This window comes from Streptomyces sp. NPDC017529 (assembly GCF_044329785.1).
GTDB lineage: Bacteria > Actinomycetota > Actinomycetes > Streptomycetales > Streptomycetaceae > Streptomyces.
On sequence record NZ_JBIRJY010000009.1, the window covers coordinates 209,191 to 230,588 of the forward strand.

At 74.8% G+C, this 21,398-nt stretch carries 18 protein-coding genes; 10 read left to right on the forward strand and 8 right to left on the reverse strand.

Annotated features, from left to right (window positions below; all coding sequences use genetic code 11):
* Positions 1 to 112 precede the first annotated feature (112 nt).
* Positions 113 to 1,333, reverse strand: a complete 1,221-nt coding sequence (locus ACH4K4_RS23945; protein WP_398169888.1) for an acetyl-CoA C-acetyltransferase — start codon at positions 1,331 to 1,333, stop codon at positions 113 to 115.
* 128 nt (positions 1,334 to 1,461) lie between these two features.
* Positions 1,462 to 2,472, reverse strand: a complete 1,011-nt coding sequence (locus tag ACH4K4_RS23950) for an SGNH/GDSL hydrolase family protein (protein ID WP_398169890.1) — start codon at positions 2,470 to 2,472, stop codon at positions 1,462 to 1,464.
* Positions 2,473 to 2,733: 261 nt separating this feature from the next.
* Between ACH4K4_RS23950 and ACH4K4_RS23955 the strand changes: the two genes are divergently transcribed.
* On the forward strand, positions 2,734 to 4,125 hold the full coding sequence (locus ACH4K4_RS23955) for a cystathionine beta-synthase (protein WP_398169892.1): 1,392 nt from the start codon (positions 2,734 to 2,736) through the stop codon (positions 4,123 to 4,125).
* Positions 4,126 to 4,514: 389 nt separating this feature from the next.
* On the opposite strand, the gene ACH4K4_RS23960 is transcribed toward ACH4K4_RS23955, so the two are convergent.
* From ACH4K4_RS23960 to ACH4K4_RS23975, 4 genes are all read right to left on the reverse strand, one after another.
* The gene (locus ACH4K4_RS23960; protein ID WP_398169894.1) at positions 4,515 to 4,934 is read right to left on the reverse strand and encodes a hypothetical protein; all 420 of its coding nucleotides are present in this window, start codon (positions 4,932 to 4,934) and stop codon (positions 4,515 to 4,517) included.
* A 9-nt stretch (positions 4,935 to 4,943) separates the two neighbouring features.
* On the reverse strand, positions 4,944 to 6,356 hold the full coding sequence (locus tag ACH4K4_RS23965) for a purine-cytosine permease family protein (protein ID WP_398169896.1): 1,413 nt from the start codon (positions 6,354 to 6,356) through the stop codon (positions 4,944 to 4,946).
* Positions 6,357 to 6,422: 66 nt separating this feature from the next.
* A complete protein-coding gene (locus ACH4K4_RS23970) occupies positions 6,423 to 7,031 on the reverse strand; it encodes a cysteine dioxygenase (RefSeq protein ID WP_398169898.1) in 609 nt (202 codons plus the stop codon).
* Positions 7,028 to 7,933: an amidohydrolase gene (locus ACH4K4_RS23975; protein ID WP_398169900.1), complete on the reverse strand. Its 906-nt coding sequence runs from the start codon at positions 7,931 to 7,933 to the stop codon at positions 7,028 to 7,030. Before ACH4K4_RS23975 ends, ACH4K4_RS23970 begins: the two co-directional genes overlap by 4 nt.
* Positions 7,934 to 8,112: 179 nt before the next feature.
* Between ACH4K4_RS23975 and ACH4K4_RS23980 the strand changes: the two genes are divergently transcribed.
* The 3 genes from ACH4K4_RS23980 (at position 8,113) to ACH4K4_RS23990 (ending at position 10,921) form a co-directional block, all read left to right on the forward strand.
* Positions 8,113 to 9,114, forward strand: coding sequence for a LacI family DNA-binding transcriptional regulator (locus ACH4K4_RS23980; protein WP_398169901.1), 1,002 nt, complete (start codon positions 8,113 to 8,115; stop codon positions 9,112 to 9,114).
* 153 nt (positions 9,115 to 9,267) lie between these two features.
* Positions 9,268 to 10,188 carry a MurR/RpiR family transcriptional regulator gene (locus ACH4K4_RS23985; RefSeq protein ID WP_398169902.1) on the forward strand — a complete coding sequence of 307 codons (921 nt, stop codon included), beginning with the start codon at positions 9,268 to 9,270 and terminating at the stop codon, positions 10,186 to 10,188.
* Between the two features lie 115 nt (positions 10,189 to 10,303).
* Complete coding sequence (locus ACH4K4_RS23990) at positions 10,304 to 10,921, forward strand: hypothetical protein (RefSeq protein ID WP_398169903.1); 618 nt, start codon at positions 10,304 to 10,306, stop codon at positions 10,919 to 10,921.
* Positions 10,922 to 10,932: 11 nt separating this feature from the next.
* On the opposite strand, the gene ACH4K4_RS23995 is transcribed toward ACH4K4_RS23990, so the two are convergent.
* Both ACH4K4_RS23995 and ACH4K4_RS24000 read right to left on the reverse strand, forming a co-directional pair.
* Positions 10,933 to 12,288 carry an APC family permease gene (locus ACH4K4_RS23995; protein ID WP_398169904.1) on the reverse strand — a complete coding sequence of 452 codons (1,356 nt, stop codon included), beginning with the start codon at positions 12,286 to 12,288 and terminating at the stop codon, positions 10,933 to 10,935.
* 29 nt (positions 12,289 to 12,317) lie between these two features.
* Complete coding sequence (locus tag ACH4K4_RS24000) at positions 12,318 to 13,703, reverse strand: diaminopimelate decarboxylase (protein ID WP_398169905.1); 1,386 nt, start codon at positions 13,701 to 13,703, stop codon at positions 12,318 to 12,320.
* Between the two features lie 134 nt (positions 13,704 to 13,837).
* Here ACH4K4_RS24000 and ACH4K4_RS24005 point away from each other — a divergent pair, with 134 nt between their 5' ends.
* The 6 genes from ACH4K4_RS24005 (at position 13,838) to hutU (ending at position 21,350) form a co-directional block, all read left to right on the forward strand.
* The gene (locus ACH4K4_RS24005; protein ID WP_398169907.1) at positions 13,838 to 15,103 is read left to right on the forward strand and encodes an NAD(P)/FAD-dependent oxidoreductase; all 1,266 of its coding nucleotides are present in this window, start codon (positions 13,838 to 13,840) and stop codon (positions 15,101 to 15,103) included.
* A complete protein-coding gene (locus ACH4K4_RS24010; RefSeq protein WP_398169908.1) occupies positions 15,091 to 16,845 on the forward strand; it encodes an FAD-dependent oxidoreductase in 1,755 nt (584 codons plus the stop codon). Before ACH4K4_RS24005 ends, ACH4K4_RS24010 begins: the two co-directional genes overlap by 13 nt.
* Complete coding sequence (locus ACH4K4_RS24015) at positions 16,842 to 17,804, forward strand: dihydrodipicolinate synthase family protein (protein WP_398169910.1); 963 nt, start codon at positions 16,842 to 16,844, stop codon at positions 17,802 to 17,804. The genes ACH4K4_RS24010 and ACH4K4_RS24015 overlap by 4 nt, the downstream gene beginning before the upstream one ends.
* On the forward strand, positions 17,783 to 18,874 hold the full coding sequence (locus tag ACH4K4_RS24020) for a proline racemase family protein (RefSeq protein WP_398169911.1): 1,092 nt from the start codon (positions 17,783 to 17,785) through the stop codon (positions 18,872 to 18,874). Before ACH4K4_RS24015 ends, ACH4K4_RS24020 begins: the two co-directional genes overlap by 22 nt.
* 127 nt (positions 18,875 to 19,001) lie before the next feature.
* On the forward strand, positions 19,002 to 19,532 hold the full coding sequence (locus ACH4K4_RS24025; RefSeq protein ID WP_398169913.1) for a hypothetical protein: 531 nt from the start codon (positions 19,002 to 19,004) through the stop codon (positions 19,530 to 19,532).
* A gap of 159 nt (positions 19,533 to 19,691) precedes the next feature.
* Positions 19,692 to 21,350 (forward strand): urocanate hydratase, encoded by a 1,659-nt coding sequence (hutU, locus tag ACH4K4_RS24030; protein ID WP_398169915.1) that lies wholly within the window; start codon positions 19,692 to 19,694, stop codon positions 21,348 to 21,350.
* The last annotated feature ends 48 nt before the right edge of the window (positions 21,351 to 21,398 follow it).

Consider the following 21,398-nt stretch of genomic DNA (forward strand, 5'->3'; position numbering starts at 1 on the left):
GGGGGGGGCCCCCCCCCCCCCGGGGGGGGGGGGGGGCCCGGGGGGGGGGGGGGGGGCGGGGGGGGGGGGGGGGGCCCCCCCCCCCGGGGGGGCCCCCCCCCCGCGGCCCGGATCAGCTCAGGCGCTCGATGACCATGGCCATGCCCTGGCCGCCGCCCACGCACATCGTCTCCAGGCCGAACTGCTTGTCGTGCCACTGGAGGGAGTTGATCAGCGTGGTGGTGATGCGGGCGCCGGTCATGCCGAAGGGGTGGCCGACGGCGATCGCGCCGCCGTTGACGTTCAGCCGGTCCAGGTCGACGCCCAGGTCGCGGTACGAGGGGATCACCTGGGCGGCGAACGCCTCGTTGATCTCCACCAGGTCGATGTCGGAGATGCCCAGGCCCGCGCGCCGCAGGGCCTGCTTGGACGCCTCCACCGGGCCGAGCCCCATGATCTCCGGCGACAGGCCGCTGACGCCGGTGGAGACGATCCGCGCCAGCGGCGTCAGGCCCAGCTCGCGGGCCTTGGTGTCGGACATGACGACGAGGGCCGCCGCGCCGTCGTTGAGCGGGCAGCAGTTGCCGGCCGTCACCAGGCCGTCGGGCCGGAAGACCGGCTTGAGGCCCTGTACGCCTTCGAGGGTGACGCCCGCGCGCGGGCCGTCGTCCTTGCTGACGACCGTGCCGTCCGGGGTGGTCACCGGGGTGATCTCGCGCTCCCAGAAGCCGTTCTTGATCGCCTCTTCGGCGAGGTTCTGGGACCGTACGCCGAACTCGTCCATGTCCTGGCGGGTGACGCCCTTCGCCCGCGCCAGGTTCTCGGCGGTCTGCCCCATCGCGATGTACGGGTCGGGCAGCAGGCCGTCCTCGCGCGGGTCGTGCCAGCCGGCGCCCTCCTGCTCGGCGCGGGCGGCCGTCCGCGCCTCGGCGTCGGCGAACAGCGGGTTGTGGGTCTCGGGCATGCCGTCCGAGCTGCCCTTCACCGACCGCGAGACGGTCTCCACCCCGGCCGAGACGAAGACGTCACCCTCGCCCGCCTTGATGGCGTGCAGCGCCATCCGGGTCGTCTGGAGGGAGGACGAGCAGTAGCGGGTGATCGTGCAGCCGGGCAGGTGGTCCATGCCCATCTGCACGGCGACGATCCGGCCCAGGTTGTGGCCCTGCTCGCCGCCGGGCAGGCCGCAGCCCAGCATCAGGTCGTCGATGTCCTTCGGGTCCAGTGCGGGGACCTTGGCCAGCGCCGCCTTGATGATCTCGGCGGTCAGGTCGTCCGGGCGCACGTCCTTCAGGGAGCCCTTGAAGGCGCGGCCGATCGGGGAACGGGCGGCAGAAACGATCACGGCTTCGGGCATGACGGCTCCAAAGGAAGACTGGCAGGGCTGTGGGGGAAGTTACCCGGACGTAGGGCGCAGGTCACGGGGCAGGGCTTGTGATGCGGGACTCTTTTCTAAGCGGGTGCTTACCGCGCAGGGCCGCCGGGTCATTCGCCCTGCGGCGCCGGTGCCGTGGTTCGCGCCGGGTCGGTGGTCGGAATCTGGCGGCGGCGCCGGTGCTTGAGCAGGGCCCAGGGGGCCCGCGTGGCGGCGACCTCCGTACCGCCCTCGTCGGCGGCCTGGGCGGCCGCCTCGGCCACCGGGAGGATGCCCTCGCGGCGGTGCGGCTCGGGGTGTTCCGCTTCGGGCCACAGGCCGAGCGCGGCGCAGAGGGTGGGCAGGACGGCCATCGCGGCGGTGGCGTAGCCCTCGGCGGACGGGTGGTAGTTGTCGGGGCCGAACAGCTCGCGGGGGCGGGCCTCGAACTCGGGGCCCAGGAGGTCGCCGAGCGAGACCGTACGGCCGCCGTTCTCCACCACCCCTATGGTCTGGGCGGCGGCGAGCTGCCGGGACAGGCGGCGCGCGACCCAGCGCAGCGGCTGGTAGACCGGCTCGATGGTGCCCAGGTCGGGGCAGGTGCCGACGACCACGGCGCAGCCGGCCCCGCGCAGCCGGCGGACCGCCTCGGACAGCAGGCGCACCGAACGGGCCGGCGGCATGCGGTGGGTGACGTCGTTGGCGCCGATCATGATGACGGCGACGTCGGGCGCGGGCCCCGGGCCCTGGAGGACGAGGGAGACCTGCCGGTCGAGGTCGTCGGACTGGGCGCCGGGCAGCGCCACGTTGCGCAGGTCGACCGGGAGTTCGGCGACGGCGGCGAGGCCGGAGGCGAGCAGCGCGCCCGGCGTCTGGCGGGGCCGGTGGACGCCCTGGCCGGCCGCCGTCGAGTCGCCCAGGAAGCCCAGGCGCAGGGGCGGGCGGTCGGTGCGGTGGGCGAAGGCGGAGCCGTAGCGGCCGTCCGCGCTGGGCGGGACCTCGCTGGAGCCGCCGACCGTACGGCGGGCGAGGCGGACCTCGGTCAGCAGCAGGCCGACGCCGGCCACGCCGAGCAGACCGATCCCGCCGCCCCCCATCGCGGCGGCGGCGGCGATCCGCCGTGCCACCCTCGCCCTGGACATCGTCATCGGCATAGGCCGGGCACCTCCCCGTGCAGTGCGTGCGTGAGTGAGTGGGACTTGGAGACGGAAGTGAGGGTGGAGTGGTGGTGGCGGTGGGCTCGGCGGCGGGTTCGGGAAGCCGCGGCGGCTGGAACGAATAGCGGTACAACAAGGTGGTGCCCCGCAGGACGGGCCGCGCAACGCGCACGGACGAGGCGAAGGACGGGCAATAGGCTGGTCGGATGGGCGCAGGACAGCGTGCCCCCGACCGCGGAGACCACCGTGCAGTTTTACGAATCCATGATCGAGCTCGTCGGCGACACCCCGCTGGTGAAGCTCAACAACGTCACCCGAGGGATCCAGGCGACCGTCCTGGTGAAGGTGGAGTACTTCAACCCGGGCGGGTCCGTGAAGGACCGGATCGCCGTGCGGATGATCGAGGCCGCCGAGCAGTCGGGCGAGCTGCGGCCCGGCGGCACCATCGTGGAGCCGACCTCGGGAAACACCGGGGTGGGCCTGGCGATCGTGGCCCAGCAGAAGGGCTACAAGTGCATCTTCGTCTGCCCGGACAAGGTGTCGACCGACAAGATCAACGTGCTGCGGGCGTACGGGGCCGAGGTCGTGGTCTGCCCCACGGCGGTGGACCCCGAGCACCCCGACTCGTACTACAACGTCTCCGACCGGCTGGTCCGCGAGACGCCGGGTGCCTGGAAGCCGGACCAGTACAGCAACCCGAACAACCCGCGTTCGCACTACGAGACGACCGGTCCCGAGCTGTGGGAACAGACCGAGGGAAAGATCACTCATTTCGTCGCGGGCGTGGGCACCGGCGGCACGATCAGCGGCACCGGCCGGTACCTGAAGGAGGCGAGCGAGGGCCGGGTCAAGGTCGTCGGCGCCGACCCGGAGGGCTCGGTCTACAGCGGCGGCTCGGGCCGCCCGTACCTGATCGAGGGCGTCGGTGAGGACTTCTGGCCGAGCGCCTACGACCGTACGGTCGCGGACGAGATCGTGGCGGTCTCGGACAAGGACGCCTTCCAGATGACGCGGCGCCTGGCCAAGGAGGAGGGGCTGCTGGTCGGCGGCTCCTGCGGCATGGCGGTCGTGGCGGGCCTGGAGGTCGCCGAGCGGCTCGGTCCGGACGACGTGGTGGTCGTCCTGCTGCCGGACAGCGGGCGCGGCTACCTCAGCAAGATCTTCAACGACGAGTGGATGGCCGACTACGGCTTCCTGGAGGACGCCGGGCCCGCGGCGTCGGTCGGCGACGTGCTGCGGCACAAGGAGGGCGCGCTGCCCTCGCTGGTCCACATGCACCCCGAGGAGACGGTCGGCGAGGCCATCGACGTGCTGCGCGAGTACGGCGTCTCGCAGATGCCGATCGTCAAGCCGGGCGCCGGGCACCCGGACGTGATGGCGGCGGAGGTCGTCGGCTCGGTCGTGGAGCGGGAGCTGCTGGACGCGCTGTTCGCACAGCGCGCGTCGCTCGCGGACCCGCTGGAGAAGCACATGTGCCCGCCGCTGCCGCAGGTCGGCTCGGGCGAGCCGGTCGGCGACCTGATGGCGGTCCTGGAGAAGGCGGACGCGGCGATCGTGCTCGTCGAGGGCAAGCCGAAGGGCGTGGTGAGCCGGCAGGACCTGCTCGCCTTCCTGGCGCGCGAGGCCAAGCAGGGCTGAGCGGGGCGTTCGGGGCACACGGGGCGTGCGGTGCACGGCGCCGAGGACAGCCGGCGTCAAGTGTCCGTCAGGAAACGGGCGGCCGCCGCAAGGTGTACGTATGCGTCACGTGCTCGCAGCACGGGCTTAACACTGGCCCGGCACAGTGGTGGGTGGTGGCGATACGGAACTCCGGAGCGGCTCCCGGACCTCCGCGGATCGCCTGGACGCGACGCGCGGGCCCCGGCCCGGACCGCGTCCTTTGCGGGGACCGCCGTCGTCCCGACCCGGCTTCGGCCGAGGTACGGCGGTCTCCGCACCACCACGCGGACCGGGAACGGCGGGCACCCGGCACCGGGCGTCCCCCCGCCCGCTCGGCCCGAACCGTCCGCTCAGTCCCGACCCTCCGCTCAGTCCCAGCCGTCCGCCCCTTGCTTGCGGTCTGCCCGGGAGAGCTTGAGGAAGCCGGAAGTGTGCACCGCGTTCACGCCGAATATGCCGGCCCAGGTGACGATCAGCCCGATGAGGCCCTCGTTGACCGCGCCGATCGCCGACAGCGGGACCGCGAGGACCAGCGAGACGGTGGCGAAGCCGAAGCGCTCGCCGTAGCCGCTGCCGCCGGACGCGCTCCGTGACGAGGGCGGCTGCGCGCCGCGCGCCACCTGCATCTGCTGTTGGGCGAACTGCCTGCGCACGCGCTGGTCGACGTTCTTGTCGAGCTTCTCCAGGAAGGCGTCGACGAGCTCCGACTCGTACTCCGGCCCCAGCTCCTTGCGCGTCTGGAGGGTCGCGTCGAGTTCTTTCCTCAGCTCGGGGTCATGAGTGGCCATGCACCGAGATTACGGCCGCGGGACGGGCCGCGCGGTAGGGCTAGCCCCCGTATCCGCGGCCGCCGAGGGGCCGGTGCCCCGGCGGGTGACGGCCAGGTAGAGGACGGCGGGGACGGCGAGGCCGACGAGCCAGGAGACGTCCGCGCCGCCGAGCCGTTCCACCAGCGGTCCCGTGAAGAAGTGGGTCGCGAGGAAGGGGAACTGGGCCAGCACCCCGAGGGCGTACACGGACAGGGCCTTGCCGTTCCAGGCGCCGTAGCGCCCGGCCGGGTCGCTGAGCGCCGGGATGTCGTAGCGCTCCTTGGAGATCAGGTAGTAGTCGACGAGGTTGATCGCCGACCACGGGGTGAAGAAGGTCAGCAGGAACAGCAGGAAGTCCTTGAACGAGGTGAGGAAGGAGTCCTTGCCCAGCAGGGCCACGGCGGTGCCCGCCAGCATGATGCCGGTGATGTAGGCGGTGCGCCCGCGCGGGGTGAGGCGTCGCCGGCCTCGGAAGCCGCTGACGCTGGTGACCAGCGACATGAAGCCGCCGTAGGTGTTCAGGACGTTGATGGTGAGCTTGCCGAGGGCGATGACGAAGTACAGCGCCGAGGCCGTCAGGCCGGTGCCGCCCAGGGAGACCACGTAGGAGACCTCGTGGCCGACGAAGGCGGCCGGCGCCGCCGCGGCGGCGAGCGCCCCGAAGGTCATCGACCACTGCGAGCCGAGGACGGAGCCGGAGAGCGTCCACCAGAACGTGGCGCGGGTGGAGGTGTGCCGGGGCAGGTAGCGGGAGTAGTCGGCGACGTACGGGCCGAAGGCCAGCTGCCAGGAGGCGGACAGCGAGACGGCGAGGAGGAAGAGCGGGAAGGAGAAGGACCGGTCGTGCAGGAGTACGGCCAGGTCGACGCGCTCCAGCAGGCGGGCGCCGAGGTAGAGGAAGGCCAGCGCGCACACGACGCCGGCCACCCGGCCCAGCAGGTGGATGAGCCGGTAGCCGACGGCGGCGGCGACGGCCGTCACCGCGGCGAAGACGACGATGCCCGGAGTGTCGCCCAGGTGCGTCAGCTGGCCGACCGCCTGCCCGGCCAGCACCGTGCCGCTGGCGAAGAACCCGATGTACATGACGACGACCAGCGCCAGGGGTACGACGGCGCCGCGCACCCCGAACTGGGCCCGCGAGGTGATCATCTGCGGCAGGCCGAGGCGCGGGCCCTGGGCGGAGTGCAGCGCCATGACCGCGCCGCCGAGGAGGTTGCCGAGCAGCAGGCCGGTCAGGGACCAGAAGGCGTTGGCACCGAAGACGACGGCCAGCGCTCCGGTGACGACGGCGGTGATCTGGAGGTTGGCGCCGAGCCAGAGCGTGAACTGGCTGACGGGCGTGCCGTGGCGTTCGTCGTCCGGGACGACGTCGATCGAGCGCTGTTCCACCACTGCCACCATCGGCTGCCCTCTTCCGCGCATCGGCTGTATGGGTTCATGCAGGATTGATGCCGGTGAATGGGAAAATCAATACCCGGGGCCGGGAAAAGTGCCGCGGCCGGTTCCGGTGACGGGCGCGGGCGCGCGGGTGTCGGCGCGGGCGGCGGGCTCCAGGGGGCGCAGTTCGTCGGCGTACGAGACGGAGATCCGGCGCATCAGGCCGTCGTCCGTGATGGCGTACTGGCCGAGCCGCCACAGGGGCGGCGAGTAGGCGTGCAGGGAGACCGCGTCGTCGGTGGCGCCGGTCAGGCGGTGGATGTGGTCGGGGCCGAAGCAGAAGGAGGCGCCGGCGCCGACGGCGGTGGCCAGGTGCGCGCCGCCGATGCGCGGGTTGGACTCGGTCAGGACGCCCTGGACGACGCGTACCGCGCCGGAGGACAGGTCGTGGTCGTGCCAGCCGGTGTCGTTCTGCCGGGTCCAGCACAGCAGCCAGACGTCGACGTAGGCGTCGCGGTGCAGGGAGGTGTAGTGCCGCTCGGCGTCGGAGAAGGCGACCTCGCCGCGCCAGAGGCCGGGGGTGGCGGCCAGCCGTTCGACGAGCGACCGCAGTTCGCGCTTGCCGAGGTTGCGGTCGGGCAGGGCGGCGAAGGGCTCGGGGGCGTCGTGCGGTGCGAACGTTGCGGGGGCGTGGGTCATGGGCGGGCTCCTTGCGCCGGGCCGAGGAGGCGGGCGGGGTTGGCGGTACGCAGGGCGTGTACGGCGGCGGCGCCCAGGTCGGGCAGGACGGGGACGGCGTACGGGCGGTCGCTGCCGCTGACGACGACGTCGATGCCGGCGGCGCGGACGACCGCGTCCACGGCGCGGGTGCCGTAGGAGGAGGTCTCGTGGAAGACGCCGGGGTCCACGCGGCCGCGGTCCCGGCCGCCGCGGGCCGTCAGCCGCTCGCCGTGCAGCGGGGCGAGGCCCGCGAGGGCGGCGAAGCAGACGCGCAGGCGCGGGTGGCGCGGCCGGCCGAAGGCGCGGAAGGCGAACCAGGAGGCGTGCAGCTGGTGGAGGTAGGGGACCAGGGCCGGCCACCACGGGGGACCGGAGGGTGCGGGCGCCGGAGCGGCTCCGGGGTGGACGAACAGGGGCTTGTCGTGGCGTACGGCGGCGTCGACGAGCGGGGCGCAGTACGCCCATCCGGCGGCGTCGAGCAGGGCGGTGGCGGGGAGTTGGAGGCCGGCGCAGCCGCGGCGCAGCAGGCGTTCGACGGGCGCGGGGTCGGGGTCGGCCAGGCAGGGGGAGGCCCAGACGCCGAAGGGGGCGGGCAGGGCGAGGGCGCCGTCGTGGAAGGCGTCGAGGAGCGGGGCGGCTTCGGCGGGCGGCAGGTGTTCGATGCCGAGGGGGCTGGAGAGGGAGACCAGGGCCCGGTCGAGCCCGTCGGCGCGGGCCAGTTCCGTGCGGGCGGTGAGGTCGTGGCCGGCGGGGTCGACGGCGTACGGGGGTTCGCCGGGCAGGTGGAGCGTCCAGCCGTCCAGGCGGGGCGGTGCGCGGCGGGTGCGCAGCAGCTCGGTGAACTGCGGTGGCCAGTAGTGCTGGTGGACGTCGGTGGGCACGGGCTGCCTCCCGTGGATCGAGTGGACCGAGGAGGTTAACCGCTTCAGTGATGCGATTCAGTGAAGCGATTAACCAGGGCGGCTGTCAAGGGAAGCGCGGGGGCGGGCACGCGTGCGCGACGGCGGTCGCGGCGCCGCGCACGCGGGGCGCCGCGCGGGCCCTTGGGTAGGCTTCCGGCATGGCCAGGCCCAGCAAGCGCACCACCCTCCGCGAAGTGGCCGAGGCCACCGGACTCTCCACCGCGGCCGTCTCCTACGCCCTGCGCGGCACGCACGTCTCCAAGGAGACCGAGGAACGGGTGCGCAGGGCCGCCGCCGAACTCGGCTACGAGGCGGACCCGATCGCCCGCGCCCTGGCCGGCGGCCGCACCAGCATGGTCGGCGTACTGGCCGGCGACCTCCAGGACCTGTGGCAGCAGCAGCTGATGGCGGCGATAGGGCGGGAGTTGCTCGCGGGCGACCGGTACGCGCTCATCCTCGACGCGGGCGGCGACCCGCAGCGCGAACTCGCCCTGGCCAAGCAGCTGCACGACCAGCGGGTGGACGGCCTGCTGGTGTCGCCGGTCGACCCGTCGGCGGCGGGCTGGGCGAAGATCGCCGAGGCGGTGCCGGTGGTGTCCGTCGGCGACTCGCTGCGCCGCGCCCGTACCGCGGGCGAGGTGCTGTTCGACAACCGCGCCGGCATCGACGCCGTACTGGAGTACCTGGTGCGGCTCGGCCACCGGCGGGTCACCGTCCTGACGCCGACCGGCCCTTCCACCCCGGACCGGCCCGCCGACGTCTATGTGCGGGAGGCCGCCGGGCGGCTCGGCATCGCGGCCGAAGTCCTGCCGTGCGCCCAGGAGCTGGGCGAGGCGACGGCGGTCGCGCGGCGCGTGCTGGGCGGGGCGGCCCCGACGGCGGTGTTCTGCTTCTCCGACTCGATCGCGTACGGCGTCTACGCGGCGGCGGCCGAGGCGTCGCTGACGGTCGGCCGGGACGTCTCGGTGGTCGGCTTCGACGACCACCCGGTCTCCCGGGTGCTCACCCCGCCCCTGACCACCCTGGACTGGGGACTCGCGGGCATCGCCAAGGAGGCGGCCCGGCTGGCGGTGGCGGCGATCGAGGGCCGCCGGGTGCGGCGCAAGCGGATGCTGTGCGAGCCGCGGCTGAGCGAGCGGGGTTCGGCCGTACGGGTGTGACGGGGCGCGCGGCAGGGCCGTCCCGCCGGGGCGGTTCAGCCGGACGGCGGTGGCCTCGTCCCTTGCCGGTCTGTATATGGTCATGCAGAGTCATAGGGGAGTGAATATCGAGTGGGCCGGGAGCACGGCCGCGAGTACGGCCGGGAGGAAGCGATGAGCGGGGACGGTGGCGGCGAGGACCGCGGCGGCACGGCGGCGGGCACGGGGACCGAGGGAGCGTCCCCGGCCGGACCCGGCGCCGCCACCGGCACCGCGGCCCGCCTTCAGAAGCTCTTCGAGGGGCACCGCCTGACCCCCACCCAGCGGCGCATCGCGCACTGCATGGTGCGCCGGGCCGGGGACGCGCCCTTCCTCTCCAGCGTCGAACTCGCCGAACTGGCCGGGGTCAGCCAGCCCTCGGTGACCCGCTTCGCGGTCGCGCTCGGCTTCGACGGCTATCCGGCGCTGCGCAAGCACCTGCGCGAGGTGGCGCCCGCCCCGGCAGCGCGCGGCGCGGACACGTACAACGAGTACCAGCAGGCCGTGCAGGCGGAGATCGACAACCTGCGGCACCTCGCCGCGGTGCTGGCCGACCCCGGGCCCGTGGTGCGCGCGGGGCGGCTGTTCGCCGCCTCCCGGCCGCTGCCGGTCCTCGGCCTGCGGGCCGCGTCCGCGCAGGCCGCCGGCTTCGCCTACTTCGCCCGCAAGGTGCACCCCGACGTCCGGCTGCTCGACGAGGGCGGCACGATGCTCACCGACCGCGTCGACGCCGCCGTGCGCGCGGGCGCGAGCACCCTGCTGTGCTTCGCGCTGCCGCGCCATCCGCGCGAGGTCGTGGACGCCCTGGAGTACGCGCGCGCCGCCGGTCTGACCGTCGTCACGGTCGCCGACAGCGCCTTCGCGCCGGTCGCCCGCCACACGGACCTGCTGCTGCCCGCCGCGGTCGGCACCGGCCTCGCCTTCGACACGGCCTGCGCGCCGATGCTCCTCGGCCGGGTGCTCCTGGAGGCCATGTGCGACGCCCTGCCGGACGCGCAGGCGCGGCTGGAGGAGTTCGACGCGAAGGCGGCCGAGCGGGGGCTGTTCGTGGAGTGAGCCGCCCGGCCCCTGCCGTCCGGCCCGCCGGTTTCACGGAATTCTCAGACGGGCTGGCTACCATCCGCCGCCGTGTAGGGACCCGTCGCCGGGTCGTGGTGCGGAGGAGGTTGTCGTGGGTCGCGGGGCTGTTGCGCTGGCGCGGGTGGCTGTGGTGGTACGGGCACCGGCCGGGTGGCTGTGGTGGCCGGGCGTGCTGGCCGCGGGCATCGGCGTGCTGCTGCCCGGCCTGACCGGGCGGCGGATCGGGGTGTTCGCCGGTGCCGCGCTGCTCGTCGTCGCCGCTTCCGTGGCCTTCGCGGTGCGGCGCAAGCGGTACGCGCGCCTGGCGAAGGCGGCGTCCAGGGCCGGGAAGTCGGCGATCCTCCAGGACCGCGCCGTGACGCTGCGGGTCTGGCGGCGGGCACACCGCTGGTGGCTGCTCCTGGCGTTCCTGGCGGCGGTCGGCTCGTCGTTCGCCCTGCCCGCGGCGGGCGGGATGCTGCTGGCCGGGGCAGGGCTCGGGCTGTGGGCCAAGGCGCTGTGGCTGGGCCGCTGGGAGCGCGAGCACGACGCGCTGCTGTGGGTGCGTACGGAGGCGGCTGTACGGGGCGGGGCCGCCGGCCGGGACGTACGCGGCTACCTGGCGACCGGCGCGGCGGCGGGAGACGCGCGCCCCGGGGGAGCGAAGGCGGCGCGGCCGAAGGCGAAGGCCGCGGCACGGACGCCGAAGGCCCAGGCCCCGGGCGTCTGAGAGACCCCCTCTCACTCGCCTCGCCGGCGCAGGACGAGCTTGTTCAGCCCCCACAGCGCGATGCCGACGGCGATCAGGACGGCCGCCCGTACGTACACCTCGGCCGCCCGGTCGGCGAGCGGACTGGCCAGGACGAGCGCACCGGCGGCGCCGAGGACCGGCAGGGCGGTGGGCGTACGGAAGTGGCGGTGCGGCACCCGGTCGCGGCGCAGCACCAGCACCGCGACGTTGACGACCGCGAAGACGCACAGCAGCAGGAAGGCCGTGGTGTCGCCGAGGCCCTCGATCTCGCCGGTGAGGACCAGGCCCAGGGCCAGCAGCGTGGTCAGGGCGATGCCGACGACGGGCGTGCGCCGGCCCGGCAGGACGCGGGCCACGGCGCGCGGCAGGATGCGCTCGTTGGCCATGCCGTAGCACAGCCGGGAGGCCATCATCAGGTTGATCAGCGCCGAGTTGGTGACCGCGAACAGCGCCATCAGCGCGAAGAGCTGCGGCGGGAAGGACACCTCTCCGGCCCGCACCACCTCCAGCAGCGGCGCCGAGGACCCGGCCAGCTTCCGGTGGTCCACGAGCAGCGACGAGACCAGGGCCACCAGGACGTAGACGGTGCCCGTGACGCCGACCCCGATGAAGATCGCGCGCGGGAAGTCGCGGCCGGGGTGCCGGGTCTCCTCCGCCATGTTCACCGAGTCCTCGAAGCCGAGGAAGGCGAAGAAGGCGAGCGCGGTGGCGCCCAGCACGCCCGTCAGCACCGCGAACCCGGTGCCGCCGGTGTCGAGCCGGACCAGCCGCTCCGGTTCCCCGCCGCCCGTCAGGACCGCGTACACCCCGATCCCGATGACGATCAGCAGGCCGGACACCTCGACCACCGTCAGCACCACGTTCGCCTTCACCGACTCCGCCACGCCCCGCAGGTTGAGCGCGGACAGCGCGAGCACGAAGACCACCGCGACCAGGGTCGGCGGCAGGTCGGCGAAGGTGCGCAGGTAGTCGCCGCCGAAGGCGCGGGCGGCGGCGCTCGCCGAGCCCAGGCCCGAGCACATCACCATGAAGGCGACGAGGAAGGTGACGAAGGGCAGGCGGAACGCCTTCTGCGTGTAGAGCGCGGCGCCCGCCGCCTTCGGGTACTTGCCGACGAGTTCGACGTAGGAGGCCGCGGTCAGCACGGCGATGGCGAAGCCGATCACGAAGGGCAGCCACAGGGCGCCGCCGACCTTGCCCGCGACCTTGCCGCTGACGGCGTAGACACCGGTGCCCAGGATGTCTCCGACGACCAGCAGGACCAGCAGTCTCGGGCCGATGGCCCGGCGCAGCGGGGTGGGGTCGGCGCCGGGGTCGTCCGTGGTGTTGGCATGGGGAGTCCGCATGGGGCCGGGATGCCCGCCGCGGGAGATCGTTAGAGCTGGGTCAGCGCGTCGGCGTGGGCGCCGCCGCTCTCGGCGACCAGCTCGGCCATGCGCTGCGGGGCGCGTACGGTCGCCCAGCGGGGGGCGCCGTCCGGCCCTGCCGCGTAGCCGTGCACACCGGGCCGGAGCAGCGAGTTGTACGCGAAGTGCGTCGAGAAGTAGTACGCGCCGGTGTCCAGGAGGGCGACGTGGTCGCCCGGCTCCAGGGGTGGCAGCGGGCGGTCCACCGCCACCAGGTCGCCCGCGAAGCAGCAGGGCCCGGCGACGTCCTGGGCGACCGGCGCGCCGGTCTTGGGGCGCCCTTGCGCGTCGTAGGCGGCGACCCGCAGGGGCCAGGAGTCCGGCGCGAAGACGGTACGGGTGGCGACCTGGGCGCCCGCGTGGGTGACCGCGATCCGGCGGCCGCCGGCGGACTTGGCGTACTCGACGCGGGCCAGGACCGTGCCGTGCTTGGCCAGCAGCGAGCGGCCGAACTCGGTGACCAGGCCGTAGCGCCCGCCGAACAGCCCCGGCACGGCCGCGTGCAGCAGCCGGGCGTACGCGCGGTACGTCGGCGCCGTCTCGTCGGAGGCGAAGTTCACCGGCAGGCCGCCGCCGATGTCGAGGGTGGTGACCTGGGTGCGGCCGGCCTTCTCGTTGATCTCCTCGGCCAGCTCGTAGAGGGTGCGCACGCCGCCGGCCATCAGGTCGAGCGGCATGCCCTGCGAGCCGACGTGGGCGTGCAGCCGGGTCAGCCACGGGCGGTCCAGGAAGGCCCGGACGACCCAGTCGCGGGCGCCCTCGTCGCGCAGCGCCACGCCGAACTTCGAGGTGCCGGTGGCGGTGCTCATCGCGCCGATGCTGCCGCCGCCGAGCTGCGGGTTGACCCGCAGGCCGAGGGGGGACGCGGTCGGCGCCGAGGCGGCGAGGCCGTCCAGGCGGGCCAGTTCCCCGGGGTTGTCGGCGTTGACGGCGATGCCGAGGGCGAGGGCCTCGCGCAGCTCGGCGGGGGTCTTGGCGGGCGAGTCCAGCACGGTGCGGGCCGGCGGCACCCCGGCGGCGCGGGCGAGGGCCAGCTCGCCGGGGCTGGCGACCTCGCACCCCAGCCCTTCGGCGGCGAGCAGGCGCAGGACGGGGACGAGCGAGGCGGCCTTGACGGCGAAGGCGTGCAGGACCGGGGTACCGGGGGCGGCGAATTCCGCGAAGGCGGCGCGCAGTTCGGCGGCGGAACGGCGGATTCCGGTGACGTCGAGCAGGCCCGCTACGGGGTCGGCGGCGCTGACCAGGCCGTCGGCGACGGCGGCCGCGACGGCGCGGTCCCGCAGGGCGGGCCCGTCCCCGGGGAAGGGGGCGGCAGCGGCGGAGGAGGGCGGGGGCGGAGGCGTCGCGGGGCTCATGCCACCACTCCACCACCTGCCCGCCGTGGCCGCCATCGACCGGCCTTGGCGCAGGCGGTGTTGACCTCGTCGGCACGCGGCAATAGCGTCACGGCGCTCTCACGGGGCCCTTCCATGGAACGGTGGTGCGTTGCATGCGATTCCGGCGCGTCCAGGCGAGTCCTACGGTGCGGCGGGAACGCCCGGGGCCGCCCCGGCCCCCGTACCCCGACGTGGCCGTCGTCGGCAGCGGCATCGTCGGCGCGGCCTGCGCGGAAGCCCTCACCCGGCGCGGCGTACGGGTCACCGTCCTGGACAGCGCGCCGCTCGCGTCCGGCACGACCGCCCGCGGCGAGGGCAACCTCCTGGTCTCCGACAAGCCGCCGGGGCCCGAACTGACGCTGGCCCTCGCCTCGTCGGCACGCTGGCCGCGGCTGCTCGCCGAGCTGGCCGACGAAGGGGGCGAGGGGCTCGGGGAGCGGTGCGAGTACGAAGCGAAGGGCGGCCTCGTCGCCGCCCTGGGGGACCAGGGCGCGCGGGCGCTGGCCGCGTTCGCCGCCATCCAGCGGACCGCCGGGGTCGCGGCGCACGAACTCGGCCCGGACGACGTACACGCGTACGAACCGCACCTCGCGCCGGGCGTCCGCGCCGCCGTCCACTACCCGCAGGACGCCCAGATCCAGCCGGTCGCGGCGGCCACCGCGCTGCTCGCCGCCGTACGAAGACGCGGCGGCACGCTGCGCTCCGGCGTGCGCGCCCTCGGCGTGGAGCGCGGCGCGGGCGGGCGGGTGACGGCGCTGCGCACCTCGGCAGGGCCGCTGCCGTGCGGCGCGGTCGTCAACGCCTGCGGCCCGTGGGCGGGCCGGTTCGCGCGGGCGGCGGGCGCACCGCTGCCCGTCCAGCCCCGCCGGGGCCTGGTGCTGGTCACCGCGCCGCTGCCGCCGGGCACCGTCCGGCACAAGGTGTACGACGCGGACTACGTGGGCGCCGTCGGCAGCGGCGCGGCGGACCTGCGGACCTCGGCGGTCGTCGAGGCCACCAGGGGCGGGACGGTGCTCATCGGGTCGAGCAGGGAACGGGCCGGCTTCGAGGAGCGCGTCCGGGTCGCCGTCCTGCGCGAACTCGCCCGCAAGGCGGTGGCGTTGTTCCCGGTGCTAGGCCGGACCCCGGTCATCAGGGCGTACGGCGGCTTCCGCCCGTACACCCCCGACCACCTGCCGGTGATCGGCCGGGACCCGCGGGTGCCCGGCCTGTGGCACGCGACCGGGCACGAGGGCGCGGGCATCGGCCTGGCACCGGCGACCGGCGAACTCCTCGCCGCGCTGTACGCGGGCGAGCGCCCGCAGCCGGACCCGCGGCCGTACCGGGTGGACCGGCCGGGCCTGGGGCTCGCGGGGGAGGCACAGCCGTGTTCCGCGTGACGGTGGACGGCGCCGAACGGTGGGCCGGTCCCGGCCAGACGGCCGCCTCGCTCCTGCTGGCCCAGGGACGCGCCTCCTGGCGGACCACGCGCGGCGGCCGCCCGCGCGGGGTCTTCTGCGGGATCGGCGTCTGCCACGACTGCCTGGTGGCGGTCAACGGCGTACCGGACGTACGGGCCTGCCGGCGCGTGCTGGCGGCGGGGGACCGCGTCGAGACGCAGGCCGGGGCCCGGCTGCCGGACGGCCCGCGCGGGCCGTCCGCGGGCGCCCGCCGTGACGTGGCGGCCCCGGTGGCCGTGATCGGCGCCGGGCCCGCCGGGATGGCGGCCGCGCTGGCGGCGGCCGGGGCCGGGGCGCGGGTGGTCCTGGTGGACGACGGGGAGCGGCCGGGCGGCCAGTTCCACCGGCAGGCCGCGGACGGCCCGGACCGGAACGCGGCGGTACGCGCCGTACAGGACCACCCGCGGATCGAGTGGCTGCCGGGGTGTGCGGTGTGGGCGCTGGAGCGGGCGGACGCGGCGGACAGCGGCGCGGCGCCGGACGGCGGCTGGACCGTGCACGCCCTGCAAGGCCCCGCCGACGCCGCCGACCGCACCGCGTACACGCTGCGCGCCACCGCGCTCGTCCTGTGCACCGGCGCGTACGACCGGGCGCTGCCGTTCCCCGGCTGGGAGCTGCCGGGCGTGGTGACGGCGGGCGCGGCGCAGGCGCTCGCCAAGGGGCAGCGGACGGCGATCGGCCGCCGCGTGGTGGTCTCCGGCACCGGCCCGTTCCTGCTGCCGGTCACGTCGTCGCTGCTCACCGTGGGTGCGGACGTCCTCGGCGTGTACGAGGCCGGCTCGCCCGCCGGCTGGCTGCGCGCGCCCGTGACCGCGCTCAGGGACGGGCGCGGCAAACTCCCCGAACTCCTCGCGTACGGCGCCCGATTGGCCCGGCACCGCGTCCCCTACCGGACCCGCGGGGCGGTCGTGGCCGCGCACGGGAACGACCGGGTCGAGGCCGTGACGGTGGCCCGTCTCACCGCCGACTGGCGCGTCCTGCCCGGCACCGAGCGCCGCATCGAGGGCGTGGACGCGGTCTGCGCCGGCTACGGCTTCCTCCCGCAACTGGAACTCGCCCTCGCCGCCGGCTGCGCGCTGCGCGACCGCACCTGGGTCGCGGTCGGCGCCTGGCAGCAGACCTCCGTGCCCGGCGTGTACGCGGCGGGCGAGCCCACCGGCGTCGGCGGCGCGGCCCTCGCCGCGGCGGAAGGCGAGCTGGCGGGGCTGGCGGCGGCCCGCTGGACCGGCGCGGAAGGCGTCGCGGAGCGTGCGCCGGCCGTCCGGCGGCGGGTGCGCGCGGGACGCCGCTTCGCCCGTCTCCTCGCCACGGCCCACCCCGTACGGCCCGGCTGGCGCACCTGGCCCGACGAGGACACGCTCGTCTGCCGCTGCGAGGAGGTCACGTACCGCGCGCTGTGCGGCGACGCGGGACCGGTGGCGGACGGCATGCGCGCGTTCAAACTCGCCACCCGCGTCGGCCTGGGGCCGTGCCAGGGCCGCGTCTGCGCCCGCAACGCCGCCGAACTCCGCGGCGCCGGACCGCTGCCCGACCCGCAGACGGCCGACCGCCGGCCGATCGCCCAGCCGGTACGGCTCGCCGACCTGGCCGCCGGAACCGCCCCCGGACCGGACCCCGCACCCCACGCGGAACCGCTCGTCCTACCGCCCGCCACCCCGCCGTACCGAGAGGACCCGACATGACGGACCCCGCGACGCCGCAGTCCCGCCCCGCCGCCTCCCGTACGTCCCTGACCGGCGTCATCGTCGCCACCACCCTCCCGTACGCGGAGGACCCGGCCGCCCCCGCCGGGCTGCGCCCCGACCTCGACCGCTACGCCGACCACTGCCGCTGGCTCGTCGCCAACGGCTGCCACGGGGTCGGGCCGAACGGTTCGCTCGGCGAGTACTCCTCCCTCACCGACGACGAACGGCGCGCGGTGGCCCGTACCGCCGTCGCGGCCGTGGGGCGGGACGCGCTGGTCGTCGTGGGCGTGCACGGCGTCGGCTCGCACCAGGCGCGGCACTGGGCGGAGCTGGCGGCCGAGGACGGCGCCGACGGGGTGCTGTGCCTGCCGCCCACCCTCTACCGGGCCAACACCGCGGAGATCGTGCGCCACTTCGAAGAGGTCGCGGCCGCCGGGCTGCCGGTGATGGTCTACAACAACCCGCTCGACACGAAGATCGACCTCACCCCCGAGGTGCTGCGGGAGGTCGCCGCGATCGACGGTGTCGTGGCCGTCAAGGAGTTCTCCGGCGACATCCGCAGGGTGCTGCACATCAAGGAGCAGGCCCCCGCGCTGGACGTGGTCGCGGGCGCCGACGACCTCGTGCTGGAAGCGCTGCTGATGGGCGCGACCGGCTGGTTCGCCGGCTTCCCCAACGTCTTCCCCGCCGAGTCCGTACGCCTCTACGAGCTGGCGCGGGACGGGCGCGTGGCCGAGGCGCGCGAGCTGTACGAGCCGCTGGTCGCCGCGTTCCGCTGGGACTCGCGCACCGAGTTCGTGCAGGCGATCAAGCGCGGGATGGACCTCGTGGGACGGTACGGCGGGCCCTGCAGGCCGCCGCGCGGCCCGCTCCTGCCCGAGCACCGCCGGCAGCTGGACGCCGACATGCGCGGCGCCGTCCAGGCGCTGGAGGCGTGGGTGAAGGCGGCCGGGTGATGGCGTACGACGGCACCCCGGGGGCGGGCGGTTCCGGCGGCCCCCGGGCCTCCTTCGCCGCCCGCAGCGTGCGGACCTTCACCGCCGTCGACTCGCACACCGAGGGCATGCCGACGCGCGTCGTCATCGACGGCGTCGGCACGATCCCCGGCGCGACCATGGCCGACCGCCGCCGCTATTTCATGGCGCACCTCGACCACATCCGCCAGTTGCTGGTCAACGAGCCGCGCGGGCACGCCGCGATGAGCGGGGCGGTCCTCCAGCCGCCGGCCCGCGCCGACGCCGACTGGGGCGTCGTCTACATCGAGGTCTCCGGATGCCTGCCGATGTGCGGGCACGGCACGATCGGCGTGGCGACGGTGCTGGTGGAGACGGGGATGGTCGCGGTCACCGAGCCCGTCACCACCGTGCGCCTGGACACCCCGGCCGGGCTGGTGGCGGCCCGGGTCGCGGTGCGCGAAGGGCGCGCCGAACACGTAACCCTCCACAACGTCCCCTCGTACGCCCACGAACTGGACGCCTCGGTCAAGGTGCCGGGACTCGGCGAGGTCCGCTACGACCTGGCCTACGGCGGCAACTTCTACGCGATCACCCCGCTCGCCGCGCTCGGCATCCCGTTCGCCGGCTCCCGCCAGGCCGACATCCTCGCCGCCGGACTGGCCGTCATGGACGCGGTCAACGAACGCAACCGGCCCGTCCACCCCACCGACCCGGCCATCTCCGGCTGCCACCACGTGCAGTTCACGGCCCCCGGCACGCCGGGCCCCGGCGGCTCGGACTCCCGTAACGCCATGGCCATCCACCCCGGGTGGCTCGACCGCTCGCCCTGCGGCACCGGCACCAGCGCCCGCATGGCCCAGCTGCACGCGCGCGGAATACTCCCGCTGCACCGGCCCTTCGTCAACGAGTCCCTGATCGGCACCCGCTTCACGGGCCGGCTGGTGGACACCTGCCTGGTCGGCGGGCGGCCGGCCGTCGTGCCGACGGTGACGGGCCGGGCCTGGATCACCGGCACCGCCCGCTACGTCCTCGACCCGTCCGACCCCTTCCCCCGCGGCTTCGTGCTGTAGCCGCGCGGCTGCGAGGGTGGGCTGTCGTACGCGGCCGTCGCGTACGAGCGGAGAGAGCGGAGCGCAGTTGTTCACCAGGGGAATACCGGGCGGCGGGAGTGGGCGGCACGGGTGGCGGGGGACGGCGGTGCGGCTGCTGGCCGTGCCGGTCGCGGTGCTGGCGTTGCAGGCCGGAACGGGGGCCGGCGCGGGCACGGCCGTGGCGGCCGGCGCCCCCGCGTCCGAACGGGCGGACCCGGCCGTCCGGATCACCGAGGGACAGGTCGCCGGGACCGGCCCCGGCGGCACGCTGTTCTACCCGAGTGTGACCAGCTGCCTGACCGTGACGGTCCGCCTCGCGGGCGGCGGCCTGGCGGGTGCGCACGCCAGCCTGTTCCAGGTGCCGGGGGAGTACCGCTCCGACCGCATCCTCGCCGCCCTGCGGAACCGGGTGGGCGGCCGGGACGTGACCGCGGTGGAGGTCAGGGGCGCGGTCGGCGCCTGGCTGCCCGGCTACTTCACCAAGGCGATCGAGAGCTACGGGGACGGGGAGAGCGTGCCGTTCCCGACGGAGCCCGACCCCGAGGGCTTGGCGGCGGCGGTGGCGGACGGCCTGGGACAGCCGCGCGCGAAGGTCACGGTGGCGGACGTGCCGGACGGGGACCAGACGGTGCGCTGAGGCCGTGGCCGGACGGTCGGGGCGGCGCCAGACCCGCCCCGACCTGTTGACTAGCCATATTCAACGCCCCAAGATGTGAATAGCTCGATCCAGATGCCGTGCGTCTCCTTCGCGCGCATCGCTCGATCCACTCGCATCGACGTCAGGGAGGCACGGCCCATGTCAGGACCGCGACCCGTGCGGGCACCGCGCGGTACGGAACTGAGCGCCCGGGGATGGCAGCAGGAAGCCGCGCTGCGCATGCTGCAGAACAACCTCGACCCCGAGGTCGCCGAGCACCCGGACCAGCTCGTCGTCTACGGCGGCACCGGCAAGGCCGCCCGCGACTGGCGCTCCTTCGACGCCATGGTGCGCACCCTGACCACGCTCAGGCAGGACGAGACGATGCTCGTCCAGTCCGGGCGGCCGGTCGGCGTCATGCAGACCCACGAGTGGGCGCCGCGGGTGCTGCTCGCCAACTCCAACCTGGTGGGCGACTGGGCCAACTGGGAGGAGTTCCGGCGCCTGGAGGCCCTCGGCCTGACCATGTACGGGCAGATGACGGCCGGCTCGTGGATCTACATCGGCACGCAGGGCATCCTCCAGGGCACGTACGAGACGTTCGCCGCCGTCGCCGCGAAGAAGTTCAACGGCTCGCTCGCCGGGACGATCACGCTCACCGCCGGGCTCGGCGGCATGGGCGGCGCCCAGCCGCTCGCCGTCACGATGAACGACGGCGTCGCCATCTGCATCGACTGCGACCCGCGCGCCATCGAGCGGCGCATCGAACACCGCTACCTGGACGTGCGGGCGGACAGCCTCCAGCACGCGCTGCAACTCGCCGTGGACGCACGTGACCAGCGCAAACCGCTCTCCATCGGCCTGCTGGGCAACGCGGCGGACCTGCTGCCGCGGATGCTCGCCGACGGCGCGCCGATCGACATCGTCACCGACCAGACCTCCGCCCACGACCCCCTCGCCTACCTTCCTACCGGCGTGGACTTCGCGGACATGGCCGCCTACGCGGCCGAGCAGCCCGCCGACTTCACCCGCCGGGCCCGCGAGTCGATGGCCCGGCACGTGGAGGCCATGGTCGGCTTCATGGACGCCGGCGCCGAGGTCTTCGACTACGGCAACTCCATCCGCGGCGAGGCCGAACTCGCCGGATACAAGCGCGCCTTCGCCTTCCCCGGCTTCGTACCTGCTTACATCCGGCCGCTGTTCGCCGAGGGCAAGGGACCGTTCCGCTGGGCCGCGCTGTCCGGCGACCCCAAGGACATCGCCGCCACCGACCGGGCGATCCTGGACCTCTTCCCGGAGAACGAGTCCCTCGCCCGCTGGATCAAGCTGGCCGGCGAGCGGGTGCACTTCCAGGGCCTGCCGGCCCGGATCTGCTGGCTCGGCTACGGCGAGCGCGACAAGGCCGGCGAGCGCTTCAACGACATGGTCGCCGACGGCACCCTCCAGGCGCCGCTGGCCATCGGCCGTGACCACCTGGACTGCGGCTCGGTGGCCTCCCCGTACCGCGAGACCGAGGCGATGCTCGACGGCTCCGACGCCATCGCCGACTGGCCGCTGCTCAACGCCATGGTCAACGTCGCCTCCGGCGCCTCGTGGGTGTCGCTGCACCACGGCGGCGGCGTCGGCATGGGCCGCTCGATCCACGCCGGGCAGGTCACGGTCGCCGACGGCACGCCGCTGGCGGGCGAGAAGATCCGCCGGGTGTTGACCAACGACCCGGGCATGGGCGTCATCCGCCACGTGGACGCCGGGTACGAGCGTGCCGACGAGGTCGCGGCCGAGCGCGGCGTGCGCATCCCGATGCGGGAGGGCGAGTGACCCCGCCGGACGACGGACCGGCGGGCACACCCGGACCCGCCGGGGCGT